Source organism: Pseudomonas parakoreensis, from assembly GCF_021602155.1.
GTDB lineage: Bacteria > Pseudomonadota > Gammaproteobacteria > Pseudomonadales > Pseudomonadaceae > Aquipseudomonas > Aquipseudomonas parakoreensis.
Window position 1 is genome coordinate 12,938 of the sequence record NZ_BQHY01000003.1, and the last position, 14,594, is coordinate 27,531.

At 55.1% G+C, this 14,594-nt stretch carries 11 protein-coding genes; all 11 read right to left on the reverse strand.

Annotation, left to right across the window (positions count from 1 at the left end; genetic code table 11):
- Positions 1-110 precede the first annotated feature (110 nt).
- The 11 genes from L6D63_RS04835 to dnaN all read right to left on the reverse strand — a co-directional run bounded on the left by L6D63_RS04835 (position 111) and on the right by dnaN (position 14,581).
- A complete protein-coding gene (locus tag L6D63_RS04835) occupies positions 111-980 on the reverse strand; it encodes a hypothetical protein (protein WP_016497350.1) in 870 nt (289 codons plus the stop codon).
- A gap of 2 nt (positions 981-982) precedes the next feature.
- Positions 983-1,666: a transcriptional regulator gene (locus L6D63_RS04840; RefSeq protein ID WP_126404318.1), complete on the reverse strand. Its 684-nt coding sequence runs from the start codon at positions 1,664-1,666 to the stop codon at positions 983-985.
- Positions 1,663-2,505 carry a TIGR04255 family protein gene (locus L6D63_RS04845; RefSeq protein WP_010951432.1) on the reverse strand — a complete coding sequence of 281 codons (843 nt, stop codon included), beginning with the start codon at positions 2,503-2,505 and terminating at the stop codon, positions 1,663-1,665. Before L6D63_RS04845 ends, L6D63_RS04840 begins: the two co-directional genes overlap by 4 nt.
- A 645-nt stretch (positions 2,506-3,150) precedes the next feature.
- Positions 3,151-3,510, reverse strand: a complete 360-nt coding sequence (locus L6D63_RS04850; protein WP_010951431.1) for a histone-like nucleoid-structuring protein, MvaT/MvaU family — start codon at positions 3,508-3,510, stop codon at positions 3,151-3,153.
- A gap of 56 nt (positions 3,511-3,566) precedes the next feature.
- Entirely contained in the window at positions 3,567-5,483 is a 1,917-nt protein-coding gene (locus L6D63_RS04855; RefSeq protein WP_010951430.1) for a TniQ family protein, read from the reverse strand.
- A gap of 75 nt (positions 5,484-5,558) precedes the next feature.
- Positions 5,559-6,518 (reverse strand): TniB family NTP-binding protein, encoded by a 960-nt coding sequence (locus tag L6D63_RS04860; RefSeq protein WP_010951429.1) that lies wholly within the window; start codon positions 6,516-6,518, stop codon positions 5,559-5,561.
- The gene (locus tag L6D63_RS04865; RefSeq protein ID WP_016497347.1) at positions 6,515-8,473 is read right to left on the reverse strand and encodes a DDE-type integrase/transposase/recombinase; all 1,959 of its coding nucleotides are present in this window, start codon (positions 8,471-8,473) and stop codon (positions 6,515-6,517) included. Before L6D63_RS04865 ends, L6D63_RS04860 begins: the two co-directional genes overlap by 4 nt.
- Positions 8,454-9,092: a TnsA endonuclease N-terminal domain-containing protein gene (locus L6D63_RS04870; RefSeq protein ID WP_011953077.1), complete on the reverse strand. Its 639-nt coding sequence runs from the start codon at positions 9,090-9,092 to the stop codon at positions 8,454-8,456. The genes L6D63_RS04865 and L6D63_RS04870 overlap by 20 nt, the downstream gene beginning before the upstream one ends.
- A gap of 844 nt (positions 9,093-9,936) precedes the next feature.
- On the reverse strand, positions 9,937-12,354 hold the full coding sequence (gyrB, locus tag L6D63_RS04875) for a DNA topoisomerase (ATP-hydrolyzing) subunit B (protein WP_007960764.1): 2,418 nt from the start codon (positions 12,352-12,354) through the stop codon (positions 9,937-9,939).
- A gap of 5 nt (positions 12,355-12,359) precedes the next feature.
- On the reverse strand, positions 12,360-13,463 hold the full coding sequence (gene recF, locus L6D63_RS04880; RefSeq protein ID WP_003220208.1) for a DNA replication/repair protein RecF: 1,104 nt from the start codon (positions 13,461-13,463) through the stop codon (positions 12,360-12,362).
- 14 nt (positions 13,464-13,477) lie between these two features.
- Complete coding sequence (gene dnaN, locus L6D63_RS04885) at positions 13,478-14,581, reverse strand: DNA polymerase III subunit beta (RefSeq protein WP_003220202.1); 1,104 nt, start codon at positions 14,579-14,581, stop codon at positions 13,478-13,480.
- Positions 14,582-14,594 lie beyond the last annotated feature (13 nt).

Consider the following 14,594-nt stretch of genomic DNA (forward strand, 5'->3'; position numbering starts at 1 on the left):
GCTATTCTTGGAGCGACAGTGACACCGGCTCCGGAGAAAATCAATTGGTTTGTAGAGCAGCCGGTCAGCTAAGGTCAAACCCAGATCCTAAAGGGGAGGCCGATAGCAGCTCAGTCAGCATCATCGGCACCTTCTTCATCTTCATCGGTATCCCCAACACTGAGCCAGTCGTGAAGGTTGTACCGCACGAAGTCTTCCGCATCGAGCATGGTAAAGTCTTGGAGCACCGTGACGTCTGCTCCACCGAAGTACAGCCCATCGTTGAGATTTCTGGCCACCCCGAGCAATTCATTCAGCTGGTCGTGCAGCTCATTTGCGCGCCTGGCGTGCTCTCGTTTGGTCAAAAACCGGAACACCACCTCGTAGGGCTCAGCCGGGTCGCGAATCTCGCCCTTGGGGTTGAAGGAAACCCAAGCACTAGCGAAAAATTGGTTGTTCTGATGGAGGAAATCGTCGACAAGCACGGCGATGCCCTTCATGCCGTCGTCACCTTGGTCTGCCTTCAGGCGGTTGACCAACTCGTCCGGCATCGCAATACGGTTGTAATGGTGGGACATCCAGTATGAGAAATACTGACCGTTTTCTTCGCTCAGCGTGATTACCGGATTTCGGTGGAGCGTCGGAAGCACGGCTCTCTTGGTCCACACACGCTTGTGAATCTTGAGCTCCAAAACCTGCTTTTCCGCGTGCTGCAGGTGCAGCGTACGTGGATTGAGGGCGTGCAGCTGCTTATCAAAGGCCTTTTTCTTTACCTTAACGGCAATCCACTCTATCCACGGCGCATCACAAAGGTTGCGTGCATGCACCGTGCAGGAATGGGAGGCCAACATCCAATAAGCTGGAGCCACCCCCTCGAATTGGCCTTTCAGGACCTCCTCGGATATGTGTTCAATCAAGGCGTCACCTGAGACGGTATCTCCTTGCAGCCAACCAGCAGCGCTAATGGCACTTACGATCTCTTGCTCAGGTGTATCAGCCATAATCAAACCAAATTCGAACCGCCCGATTTTTCTAACCTGGCGATGGTTTTGAGGTCCCTATCACGTAGCTGCTGCGCCTTGCCAGCCAACTCCGCAACCATTCCGTACACACCTTTAGCGCCATTTCGATTCCACGCTTCATCCGAAAGCGCATCCTGAATCAGGCGGCCATCGGCGGTTGGATAGAAAAGCACCCGATGCAGATACTGCGCTTCTTCGGCGTTAACTTGGCGCAACGCCTCAGTTAAAGCCGCAAGCCTCTCGGGAAAACCAGTGGCGGTTTTTCCAGTCCGCCAATTGTACACGGTCTGACGAGACACGTTGAAGATCTGCGCGATGGAGCTATCTGACAACTTGAAGTCGCTCCTAAGCTCCTCGATTAAGGCCGGCGCTACGTCTTCGGTAACATTGGCATCCTGGCTGGTGTCCACCTCGGTCCAGGCACCAGCATGCACGCCATGAAAGCTCATGCCTGCTGAGCCGATAAGTTGTGGATAGGGCAGGGAGGCAGTCCCAGGAGCGACTACTACCGAAACGGCCAGCATCGCTGTGAAAGCAATCGCCAATACAGGGTTTGCTGTCGTGCTACCTACACGCGGAGCAATTTCAGGGTTTTCCCAAGTAGAAGATCTGCTTACAGCAGCCCCGGTAGGATCAATCCATTGCCCATTCATTGCTGTAGTCATTTCGCCTTCCCCCAAACCTCAAAGGCATGATCTTTCGCGACTGTCCTAAAAGCAAAGTTAGCAGTCTTATGCAAACCGTCGAGTCTCGTGCAGATCTCCTCGGTTCCCAGTCGTTCGGCTAACTGCAGCGGCCAATGCGCATCCGTATCGAGAAGAGCACCATTTTCGCTAACAGGCACAAATGCACCTTGCAGAGGAGCACCATGCTTGGATGAATTCCTCGATTGCTTAGCAATTTCGAAAACCATGGCCGGCTCGACCAAATCTTCCGGTATCCACATACCAGTCTGCCGCCAGCATCTGATGTGCAGATACTCCGGATCTAGATGGTAGGTGGTAGTAGAGATTCCAAGCTGCTCCTTGGGGACTTTCCCATGCGCCGCTAGCTCATCGCATTTAAGTGGGAGCATGGCTTCCGGAAGGTAGTCGGCTAGGGTCTCACCTTCAGCTGGTTCAATTTTATCGACGTACCGCATCCCGATAGCGGTGATATCCAATGCACCTGCTTGCCCTACCAGCGCCTCAATGCACTCACGGAAAAGCGCTAAGTGGTTATCAAAATGAAGATAATTTGTGCTTTGCAGGATCATGTGATCCATGGCCAGCACGCACGCGTAGTCAGCATCCCGATTAAGGAACGCCCAAGAATTCGGTTCTCCGCTGTGCATCACTCCAGGCGGCACGCCCTTGACCATCTGGAAGAAGCCCGGGAGGCTCTGACGGATCGTGTGCTGAATGTCTGGGATCAGCTTTGGCAGCTTAAGAATCGGGGCAAATCTGATTACGCTCAACGCATAGATAAGCGGCGCCCTTGCTAAGACCCCTTCGCGTTCTGACATGTTAACTCCTCCACCGCGCCCAACGAGGGACCGGATTCTACATCATTTGACAAATCCTTTGACAAGAACTGTATAGCAGGGCCTTTCGATTTGACAAGCGGTCCCCGTGAGGGATGGAGTGCAGAAAACGCCTCCATCAGGAGCTTACTCGTCATTCCAGAAAAGCCTCTACAGACACCATCGCTAAGCCTCTGAGGAAGCACGAATTTTTAATCAGAGCTCTTCCTAGCAGTGAGAAGAAACTCAACGAATCGTCACCAGATAGCTCAATCCAGGGGAACGCTTGCTCTGATGGGGTGGTTCAGAAACGTGCTGTCTGGTCCAGATTTCTCATCTACGAAGAGCACGAAGAGCTCTTGGATCCAGAGTTTGAGGCCGTGATTGGCTGAATGGAGAGGTCGGAAAGAGGACGGGTGATCCAGTGAAGCACAAGCGCAGTCAGGAGGCTTGCGATGGTGTTCACTGAGATTGAGACGAGAGCATTCCGCATTTTGGAGAGTCCATTTTTTGAAGTGGACCTCTATTTAATGCGCATAAACTGTGTGTCACCACCACCCGCAGAAAATTTCGTCACGCCCCAGAATGGGAATTTGCATTCGGGGCGCACCACGATTCATCTCGTGCCAGAAGCCGCCTGCAGTGCAATCAATTGGCGAGCCAAGACTCGACTACCTCAGCGCCATACTCGTTTTTCCAGGCCTTAAGCGTACGCTGATTACCACCCTTGGTCTCAACAACCTCTCCGCTGTGTGGATTCTTGTAGACCTTTACTTCGCGTGGTTTCCGAGAGGTTTTTGGGGCCATATCAGTGGAAGCCACCGCTTGCGGATCGAGGATCAGCACCACTTGGCGCAGGCCGTAGCCATACTCGTTGAGCAAACTGCGCAGCTTCGTTTCAAATTCCATTTCCTGCTTCAGGGCAGAGTCATTTTTCAGCGCTTCCAGCTCCGCCAGTTGGGCTGCGAGCTGTTGTTCGAGCAGGCGGAATTCAGCGAGACGGGACATAAGATTCTCCAAAATGGGTTCGATGATTTTAGCAATCAAGAAAGAAAGCGTGCTAACTATCTTGATCCCACATGCCTGAATCGGCAATCACGAGGCTGAGCGATCGGTGTGGATAAAAACGTGATGGCTTCAGGATCGTCGATCTGGGCGGCTTCACTTGCGAGGTAATCGATCAGCTTTTTGCTTCTTACCCAAACGTACTGCCGGCAAGCCGCGTTTGGAATGGATGGCCCCGCAACGGGGCGAAACCTGGCCTCCCAAAGGTGCTTGAACGCCTCCCTGGTCGACTTCCCCAAATACACCGCAATCTCCGGTCCCAAGATATAGCCACGCCTGAATCTGTCGATGGCTTGAGGCTTAACCATCAATTGCGTACGCCGGCCTCGTTCGACAGCAGTGCTCCATAGCAGACCCAGTCGAACGAACGCGTATGCGCATTGTTCTTTGACGCCTAACAGCGCAGCAGCCTTGACTACCGACAGGCCGGGAAAGACCGGACTCTTGTTCTCAGCTCGGGCTTGTTGCCACGCTGCAAAATCTTGCGGCTTGAGTAACCACGCCCCTACCGCAACCGAGCCATTCTCAGCTGGGCCGTAAGCGCGAAGTTCACCTGCACGTATTGCCTGAACCAACTCGACCAACCCACCCCCCTTGGGCAGAGAATGCTTGGCCAAGTAGTTGATCGACACCAGGCTCTGGTCAGAGCTGGTAGGCAGCTTCTCATCAATCAATTCGTTGATCGAGCGGCAGTCAATCAGCCACCTTTCGCCTGGGCGCGGTTCTCCACCAAAGAACTGGAGGGTACCACCAGCTAGCAGCTGCCTAACCCGATTGCGACAGAGGCTTAGCAAAGTCGAGGTTTCTTTCATATCAGCCACGCCCTGGAGATGCTGCGAGATTGCCTTCAAATGATCCAGGTCCACGACCGTAAAGACTCGATCTTCATGGACCTTCTCCCGATAGGCGATTTGTCCCTCCTGATGAAGGCGTTTTATGACTGATACCCCGAGACCACAAGCTTCAGCAGCAGAATCGAACGACACCCAACGATGTCTCTCAATCGTCTCCTCACTCAAATTGCGATTTCGCTTCGCTAACGGTGCTTCCCACGCATGCTGCAGAAATGATTCGAACTCTCGACGAAGAAAGTCAAAACAAGAGTCATCCAGATCACGGTGGATGTCGTGGTATATCGGGCCGAACGATCTGCTGAGCGTCCAATGTTCGTTATCGGAATGGACTGCCTTGAGGCCACTCAGCAGTTCTCTGAATGCGAGAGGCCAGTTCATGAGAACCACGCCCGCCGCGTTTGCCATAAGCCGCGATATCTCTAGCGAACCCGAATCAGCAACCTTCAGCGGCTGGGTTCTTTCCGTAGGCAAACTTCTGACAGCGAGACGCGATGACAACTCGTGAAACTGTTCGTAGGTGAGGGCCGCCAATCCCGCGTCAGCTGGCAACGAGTCGGCGTAAAACCTATCTTCAAAGCCAGAGGTGAGCCAGGCGGCCGTATCACTCGCCGGCGCGATCTCAAAATTGGTCCCACTCAATGAGGTGCCACACGCTTGGCAACTATTCGCACTCATTGCGCTTGGATCGGTTTCCTTCAGACAGTTGGGGCACCGCCCGTGGAGTTCAGTGCCGTGGACAGAACACGTCGTAACCAGGGTCAAGCCCCAGCTTTCTCTCCAATAACCGGCTTCGCCCAAACAGATCGGACAGTAACGAGCGTGATGAGTCGTCCATAACTTGACCCCCTTGGGCCTTGGATCACGAAACTCAGCAGATACCGCAGGCCAGCTCAGTGGTCCTTCCATCATCTGCAGCCAGTCCGCAACATCGGTCTCGTCGGCTCGTGCAAAGGCGGTGAGCAGTTCCTTTCTGGGTAATCCGTTGGCTTTCGCCAGGCGCTGCAGGTACCCCAAAAGACTTTCGTCTTGGTGTGGTCGTGGGTTGATTAAAAGACCAAACATTCCTACACATCCATGAAATCGAAGACATAAAAATCAGGGGAGTAGAGCCGGGCCGATAAGCCCGGCCCTTGGCCGTCAGGTACTGCTCTCTTCGAACGTCTCAAACGGCTCCCGCTTCCCGAACAGAGGCTGGAAATTGAAGCTCGCACTGAAGGGGTTTCGATCCTCGGTGGCGTAGCTCCAAACCTCGTCTTCAAAAGCCTGGGCCAGCACAGGAAGTTCAATCCCGACAAGGTCCTGGACTTGAACCAGCCAAACAGCCCTGTCCACAATCTTGATGAGGTAGTCGATCAATCCATAGGAAGCCAGGTAGAAGCGTTTAATCATCGCTGGCTCTACAAAACTGATGGTTTGAACAGGCAGTTCGCCCTCGATTGCCTGCAACAACATCACGAAATGAAGAGACGTATTAGCGGAGAAGGTGAAGCGATCGTATGCCACCGTGGCCGAAAACCTGCGTCGCAGTTGCTCGTTTGCTAGCAGGAGATTTTCGGTGCGCTTCAGCCCAATCAGAACAAACGCGATACTGGTTTCATTCATCAGACTCTTGATCCAGTCTGCTGCCTCATACGCACCATTACGACGATAATCGACCAGGTGCTGCGCCTCATCGAGGACCAACATCTCCACGCCAAGGTTCTTCAGCAGCAGGACTACTCGCGCAAATTTAACCTCTGCCGAATGTCCTCGTGCCTCTGCGAAGGGATCCTTCAGCTCTGCCAAAATGGCTGCTGCCAGGTTCTTTTTGGTTGGAGACGAAGGCATCTCGACGAACAGAACTGTCCGCTTCTGTGGGTCATGGCTCTCCAATTCCTCCAATGACCGAATGTACTCCTTGACCAATGTGCTCTTGCCCACTCCGCTTGGACCTTGGATCAGCAACCCTTTACTTGCTCTGGTACGCCGACTATCGCCGTGGATATCGCCTAGTCGCGTCAACGCTCGCTCGACTTGAGGGCTGTGAATAAAACGATCGCGGAGCGTAAAGCTGTATTCACCATGCTCGTAGCATTCGTACAGATTGATGGCGTTCATGGCTTAGAACTCCCAGCAGGGCGACGAACCGAGACCTTGAAGGCTGCTGGCGGAATGTTAGGAATAGAGTCACCGGTCCATTCCACTTCAGCGAGTACCTTGGGTGGAGGCGTGCTTTCGGTCACTCGACCCTCCTTGTCGATTTTCGCTATGGCAGCTGCGCGTCGTTTTCTGAGCGTCTGCGAACGGCGGGCCTCGTCTGCATCTTCCATAATTTCCTGGTAGCACCTGTGCGTAGCCTCGAAGCTAGGCTGCTCATTATATTTTTCTCGCAGCGCTTTCTCGGCAGCCTTCCACACCTCCCTGCTCTTACCGGCCATTCGCTCATCTTTGGCGGGCACTTTGAAGAACAAGTTTCTGAAGCGGTCGTGAACCCAAACGTGCCCGGCTTCGTCTCGATAGCGGACGTTTACCTTTTCTCCGTCTGCCAAACGCATACGGAGCTCAGCAAGTTCCGTAGAGTGGTAGCCCACTTTGGCAACCTCGATGCCGTAATGGTGAACCTTCACCGAGGCCCGCTTGGCCAGAATGCACTCCAACGAGTCCAGGTCGACGGGAAGGCTGATGACATGGTTCGCCTCGCTAGTCCCCCAGACTTGAGCCGGTGTTCTGTTGTCCAGCCCCCGATGAGGAGTCTGGTGGTAACCATCGACGATCCATTTCACTACCACCGCCTCCAATTGAGGGAGCGTGAAACATGCATTCTTCTCCGAGTCGTAATCGCCACGCTGCTGGATATTCGAGAAGGTGGTACCCGGGAGGTTGTGGATAAGCCCCAGGTTCTGTGTGCTGAAAAAGCGTTCGACGGCACCTTTCCTTTGAGGGGCCCTTGAAGCGGGATACATGATCTCGATACCCAACTCGTTGAATCCCATGATGAGATCGCCCGCGTGAAATTCCGCTGCGTTGTCTGGGACTATTCGAGCCGGCAGCCCACGTGCCCACCATTCATTTCTCACTTTCGGAAAGCGCTTCAGCAATTCGGCTTTTGGACGGATTGAGCGTTCGATCACACGAAGCACGGTTTCCGTATTTGGCGCCGACAGGTGGAGCAAATATCCCATCACCATTCGAGAGAAGCGGTCGAGGACGATCGTCAGATAGGGGCGCCCAATGCACAGCCCCGAGGTTTCATCCACAAGCTGGACGTCCAACAAGGTGTGATCAATTTCCCAACGTTCCAAAATCTCATGGACACGTAGGACACCCGCCGCAACACGGTGCTTCTTGTCTGCTGCGTGTTTTCCGAGCCTCTCCTTATCCACAAGGTACGGATCCAGCTTGGCGATGTACCTTCGGACAGTCATTCCGCTTGGGATCTTGAGCTGATCCGAAGGCAAACGACTTTTGTTCCTCTCTTTTATCTGATCTTCGAATTCTGAAACGACCACGCTGACCGCTGGAATCGTATCCTGCAGGTAGGTTTTATTAATCACCCCTTCAAGAATAACTTCGAGCTCTCCCTGTATCGCGGCAGCCCGACCCTTTTTGGCATGCTGAGGGATAAGCTTTACTACGTTCTGGCCAATGTATTTGGCTGCCCAACGTCGAATAGTGGAAACCGAGGGTGCGCACGCATCCCCAATCTTTTTGGCGATATCTCTAAGTTTCTTGATCATGTCTTCGTCACCCGGTAGCTTGTATTTACCGCGCTTAGTTAGGTCGTCCAGATACTTGCGTCGACGCAATGCCTCATCTCCATGTTTTTTGGGGAAGCATGAAATATCTGGAGGGACGTTCCGCACATACGGAACCTTCCCAAGGTATGGCTGATCAGCGGAGATCTCGATCTCGCGCTTCTCGTAGGCCTCATAGAACTCCTTCTCGGATAGCTTCGTGGGCTCACCAAGCTCATCGAAAAAGAGCAGCTTCCGGTCAATAAGCCTCTTCTCAAGCACCATCAGTACGCCACGAACGATGACGACCAATTTCACCCTAAGGGAAAAGGTTTGCATGACGGTGCCCCCCTTGCAGGAAGACCGGGGAGTCAGTGTCAATTGACCTATCAAGGTCAATGCCCACCACCCCAAGGCCTAACAAGCGCCAGGCTTTCCCCTCACCAACCACGTAGAGCAGATCTGCAACGGTCATAGGCGGCCATTCGTTGAAGGTCGCCATTACCTCCTCCAACGCCTGATGCGAAAGCTCTGGACCGCGCCGGTGATACATCAGCCTTCTAAGATTGGTAGCCAGGGGCTCAGCTTCAATTAACTTTTCAGTGATCACCGAAAAGTTACGGGCAGTGGCGTTGAAGTAGCGCTCAGCGGCATCCAGTCGCTGCCTGACGCTGGCAATCTTCAGTCGGTCGTGAGGCTTCACTTCAAACCACCACTCGCGCCCATCCGCGAGGAAAACCTGTACGTCTGGGTAATATTTGAAGTAGCCCTGGAGCGATGGAACACGTTCCTCACTGGGCTGCGGGACGTAGCCGATGACCGCAGGAGACAGCTCAAGAAGCCGAAAAAGAGCGCCTTCGAGCTGGGACTCCCAGGGCACAGGCTTTTTATTTTTGAGCGATGGGAAGTAGCCGCGGTAATGGTTGGACCGCCGCGTGACCACCTTTCGTACTGTCATGAAACACCTCCGAAAATCTCGAAACGAGCGCCGACGCTGCGCCAAAAAATCAAGGCGCAGGGCGGGCGAAGTGAGGCCTTTCGACAGGCAACACTGTGCCGTCGAGTAACCTCGCTAAGGTCGAAAAAATGGGAGAGGATTGACAGTCGCTTCGAAAAAGCAGACATTGCGGGTTCTGAGGACGCAAGTCTGCTTCGCTAAGCGCGGTCAGTCCTCTCGGGATTGATCGCGTTTTTCTACATTTTCAGGTCTCCTTTTCTCTCATTGGTCATGACTCTCATGACTGATCAGAATCTAAAGCAATCGGCTTGCTCTCTTTATTTCTAAACGGCCACTTCGTGATCGCTGGAGCAATTTGGATCAGGTCTGAAGCTCTCGCTTCAAACAGCTGATTTGGCTGAAAATCTTCAGTGCAAAGCGGAAAAGTTGGTCATAGATCTTATTCCAACATCCCTTCGAAATCTACAAAAAATCCAAAATGGCAACTTCCACCAAATTCCATTTCCATACTAAATTGTTCAAATTAATACTTAACACGTACGCTTAATTAACTATTAAGGTGTTCAAATATTAGTTTTAAAGTCCTCTCAATCTCTCTGCTGCTCAGATCCGCCCGCCGACCCTCTCAGCACTTCCAGCGCCCCATCAAATCACTTCCTCAAATCCCCCCATCTGCATCATTTTCCAATGAGCGGAGTAGGGCGCCCCGGCAGGAATTCCAGGCAAAAAAAAGCCCGCGAAGGCGGGCTTGATGGTGACCGACAGGGGCCATGGTTGAAGCCCGGCCGGTCATCTATTTGTGAAAGCGTGCAGCTTTTCTGTGAACCTACAACGCCGACCGGGATCAGAAATCCAGGTTGGACACCGCCAGCGCATTGCTCTCGATGAAGTCACGGCGAGGTTCGACCGCATCACCCATCAGGGTGTTGAAGATCTGATCCGCGCCAATGGCATCTTCGATGGTGACTTTCAGCATGCGGCGCACGCTTGGGTCCATGGTGGTTTCCCACAATTGATCCGGGTTCATTTCGCCCAGCCCTTTGTAGCGCTGGATGGTATGGCGCTTGGTGCTTTCAGCCATCAGCCAGTCGAGGGCTTCCTTGAACTCGGTGACCGCTTTCTTGCGCTCGCCACGCTGAATGTACGCGCCTTCGTCGAGCAGGGTGCTCAGTTGAGCGCCGAGGGTGACGACGGTCTTGTAGTCGTTGCTGCCGAAGAAGTCGCGGTTGAAAGTGACGTAGTTCGACAGGCCGTGGGAGATCAGTTCAACCTCCGGCAGCCACACGCCACGCTCACGGTCTTCACGCAGGCTGGCCTTGTAGACCAGGCCCGACTTCTCGACGGTGCGCAGACGCACTTCGTACTGAGCCAGCCAGTCTTGCATCTTGGCGTGGTCGCCAAGCATTTCCAGGCTCACGGCCGGCAGGTAGATGAAGTGCTCGGTCAGCTCCTGCGGATACAGGCGCGACAGACGCTTGAGGGTCTTCATCACCATGCGGAAGTCGTTCACCAGACGCTCGAGCGCCTCACCGGAAATGCCCGGGGCCTCTTCGTTCAGGTGCAGGCTCGCATCTTCCAGGGCCGACTGCGTCATGTACTCTTCCATGGCGTCGTCGTCTTTGATGTATTGCTCTTGCTTGCCTTTCTTGACCTTGTACAGCGGCGGCTGGGCGATGTAGATGTAACCGCGCTCGATCAACTCCGGCAACTGACGGAAGAAGAAAGTCAGCAGCAGGGTACGGATGTGCGAACCGTCGACGTCAGCATCGGTCATGATGATGATGTTGTGATAGCGCAGCTTGTCGATGTTGTACTCTTCGCGACCGATACCGCAGCCCAGTGCGGTGATCAGGGTGCCCACTTCCTGGGACGAGATCATCTTGTCGAAACGGGCTTTCTCGACGTTGAGGATCTTGCCCTTCAGCGGCAGGATCGCCTGGGTCTTGCGGTTACGTCCCTGCTTGGCAGAGCCGCCCGCGGAGTCACCTTCCACAAGGTACAGTTCGGACAGCGCCGGGTCTTTTTCCTGGCAGTCAGCGAGCTTGCCCGGCAGGCCGGCAATGTCCAGCGCGCCTTTGCGGCGGGTCATCTCACGGGCCTTACGGGCCGCTTCACGGGCACGGGCCGCGTCGATCATCTTGCCGACGACCAGCTTGGCTTCGTTCGGGTTTTCCAGCAGGAAGTCGGAGAAGTACTTGCCCATCTCCTGCTCGACCGCTGTCTTCACTTCGGACGACACCAGCTTGTCTTTGGTCTGCGAGCTGAATTTCGGATCCGGCACTTTCACCGAAATGATCGCGGTCAGGCCTTCACGGGCATCGTCACCGGTGGTGGCGACTTTGTGCTTCTTCGCCAGACCTTCCTGCTCGATATAGTTGTTCAGGTTACGCGTCAGTGCGGAACGGAAACCCACCAAGTGAGTACCGCCGTCGCGCTGCGGGATGTTGTTGGTGAAGCACAACAGGTTCTCGTTGAAGCTGTCGTTCCACTGCAGGGCGATTTCCACGCCGATGCCGTCTTCACGCTGGATGTTGAAGTGGAACACCTGGTTGACCGCAGTCTTGTTGGTGTTCAGGTATTCAACGAATGCACGCAGGCCGCCTTCGTACTTGAACAGCTCTTCCTTGCCGCTGCGTTCGTCCTTGAGGACGATGCCGACACCGGAGTTGAGGAAGGACAGTTCACGAATGCGCTTGGCCAGGATGTCCCAGCTGAAGTGAATGTTCTTGAAGGTTTCGCTGGAAGCCTTGAAGTGAATCTGGGTACCGGTGGTTTCGCTGTCGCCAACGATCGCCATCGGTGCCTGAGGCACGCCGTGGACGTAGGTCTGTTCCCAGATCTTGCCACTGCGGCGTACGGTCAGTACCAGCTCTTCGGACAGCGCGTTCACAACCGACACACCTACACCGTGCAGACCGCCGGAGACCTTGTAGGAGTTGTCGTCGAACTTACCGCCAGCGTGGAGGACGGTCATGATGACCTCGGCAGCGGAAACGCCTTCCTCTTTGTGCACGTCTACCGGGATGCCACGGCCGTTGTCTTTAACGGTGATGGACTCATCCGGGTGGATGATGATGCTGATGTCGTCGCAGTGGCCGGCGAGGGCTTCGTCGATCGAGTTGTCGACCACCTCGAACACCATGTGGTGCAGACCGCTGCCATCGTCGGTGTCACCAATGTACATACCGGGACGTTTGCGTACGGCATCCAGGCCTTTCAGCACTTTAATGCTCGTTGAGTCGTACGTATTTTCTTCGCTCAATGCCTTCACTCCCGATGGTCGTGGGTCTGGGTGATACGGCCCTGTTCCACGTGGAACAGAGCGACTGGCGTTTCCGTCTGCCAGCCTTCCCTCAATAATTCGTGATCTACACAGGTGATGAAAACCTGGCAGCGTAAGTCTTCCAGCAAGCGGCACAGCGCGCGGCGGTGGCTCTCGTCCAGCTCGGACGGCAAGTCATCCACCAGATAAATACACTGGCCGCGTCGGGCCTGGCTCACCAGATGCCCTTGGGCAATTCGCAAGGCACAGACCACCAGCTTCTGCTGACCCCGGGACAAAATGTCCGCGGCATTGTGTGCGCCCAATCTAAGACGCAAATCAGCCCGTTGCGGTCCGGCCTGGGTATGACCCATTTGCTGGTCCCGTTGCACGGAGCCAGCCAGTACGGCACTCAATTCCCGGTCCTTGTCCCAGCCTCGGTAATAGCTGAGCGTCAAACCTTCAAGCTCAACCAGTTCGCTCAAGGTTTGTTCAAAGACTGGTTTCAAGGCTTTGATATAAGCGCGGCGGTATTCATCGATTTCAGCGCTGGCCTGGCACAGCTCCCTGTCCCAAACCGCTTGCGAAACGGCGTCAAGTGTACCATGCCGCAGCCAGGAGTTTCTCTGGCGCAAGGCCTTCTGCAAACGCTGCCAGGTCGCCATGAAACGCGGTTCGACGTGGAACACGCCCCAGTCCAGAAACTGCCGGCGAATCTTCGGCGCGCCTTCGAGCAAGCGGAAGCTGTCGGGATTGATCAGCTGCAACGGCAGGATTTCTGCCAGTTGCGCAGCGCTACGGGCGTTCTGCCCGTCGATGCGAATCTGGAACTCGCCCTGACGGTCGCGAGATATGCCCAACGCACTGTGGCCACCCTCGGCCAATTCGACCTGACCGAACACGGTGCAGGCGAGTTGCTCGTACTGGATGACCGGCAACAGCCGCGTGCTACGAAACGAACGGGCAAGCCCCAGCAGATGAATGGCTTCCAGAACACTGGTTTTGCCGCTGCCGTTGGCGCCGTAAAGAATGTTGATGCGGGGGGAGGGGGAGAAGGTCACCGGGTGCAGATTGCGCACCGCGGTGACCGAAACACGACTTAACGACATCCAGGATCAGCTGATTACAGACGCATCGGCATGACAACATAAGCCGAGTCGTCATTGTCGGACTCTTGCACCAGCGCACTGCTGTTGGAGTCGGACAGGATCAGGCGAACCTGCTCGGTGGTCATCACGCCCAGCACGTCGAGCAGATAGCTCACGTTGAAGCCGATTTCCAGCGAACCACCGTTGTATTCAACGCCCACTTCTTCTTCCGCTTCTTCCTGCTCCGGGTTGTTGGCCTGGATCTTCAACTGACCGTTGGCCAGTTGCAGACGGATGCCGCGGTACTTCTCGTTGGACAGGATCGCGGTACGGCTGAAGGCTTCACGCAGAGCCTGACGATCGCCCAGTACCAGCTTGTCACCACCCTTCGGCAGAACGCGCTCGTAGTCCGGGAACTTGCCGTCGACCAGCTTCGAGGTGAAGGTGAATTCGCCGGTGGTGGCGCGGATGTGGTGCTGACCCAGAACGATACTGACGTTGCCGTCCGGCTCGGTCAGCAGACGCGCCAGTTCGAGGATACCTTTGCGCGGCACGATCACCTGGTGGCGATCCGGCTGACCGATATCGGCCTGCATCGAGCACATCGCCAGACGGTGGCCGTCGGTGGCCACGGCACGGATTACACCAGCCGAGACTTCCAGCAGCATGCCGTTGAGGTAGTAGCGCACGTCCTGCTGGGCCATGGCGAAGCTGGTGCGTTCGATCAAACGACGCAGTTTGCTTTGTTCCAGGCTGCAGGTCAGCGAACCCGGGCCTTCCTCAACCGTCGGGAAATCGTTGGCCGGCAAGGTCGACAGGGTGAAACGGCTACGACCGGCCTTCACGACCAGTTTCTGCTCGTCGACCTTGATGTCGATCAGTGCGTCGTTGGGCAGGCTCTTGCAGATGTCCATCAGCTTGCGCGCAGGCACGGTGATGGAACCGGTTTCGGCCGGCTCTTCGAGTTGCACGCGCCCCACCAGCTCGACTTCCAGGTCGGTACCGGTCAGCGACAGTTGCTGGCCGTCGACGACCAACAGCACGTTGGACAGTACCGGCAAGGTCTGTCGGCGCTCGACGACGCCTGCGACCAGTTGCAGGGGTTTCAACAGGGCTTCGCGTTGAATGGTGAAATGCATGGTCTAGTCCCTT

Bases quoted from the DNA above. Each gene is read 5' to 3' on its own strand.
- L6D63_RS04860 (WP_010951429.1), bottom strand. From the start codon at position 6,518: ATGAACGCCATCAATCTGTACGAATGCTACGAGCATGGTGAATACAGC.
- L6D63_RS04840 (WP_126404318.1), bottom strand. From the start codon at position 1,666: ATGACTACAGCAATGAATGGGCAATGGATTGATCCTACCGGGGCTGCT.
- recF (WP_003220208.1), bottom strand. From the start codon at position 13,463: ATGTCGTTAAGTCGTGTTTCGGTCACCGCGGTGCGCAATCTGCACCCG.
- L6D63_RS04855 (WP_010951430.1), bottom strand. From the start codon at position 5,483: ATGTTTGGTCTTTTAATCAACCCACGACCACACCAAGACGAAAGTCTT.
- L6D63_RS04845 (WP_010951432.1), bottom strand. From the start codon at position 2,505: ATGTCAGAACGCGAAGGGGTCTTAGCAAGGGCGCCGCTTATCTATGCG.
- L6D63_RS04850 (WP_010951431.1), bottom strand. From the start codon at position 3,510: ATGTCCCGTCTCGCTGAATTCCGCCTGCTCGAACAACAGCTCGCAGCC.
- L6D63_RS04865 (WP_016497347.1), bottom strand. From the start codon at position 8,473: ATGCAAACCTTTTCCCTTAGGGTGAAATTGGTCGTCATCGTTCGTGGC.
- L6D63_RS04835 (WP_016497350.1), bottom strand. From the start codon at position 980: ATGGCTGATACACCTGAGCAAGAGATCGTAAGTGCCATTAGCGCTGCT.
- L6D63_RS04870 (WP_011953077.1), bottom strand. From the start codon at position 9,092: ATGACAGTACGAAAGGTGGTCACGCGGCGGTCCAACCATTACCGCGGC.
- dnaN (WP_003220202.1), bottom strand. From the start codon at position 14,581: ATGCATTTCACCATTCAACGCGAAGCCCTGTTGAAACCCCTGCAACTG.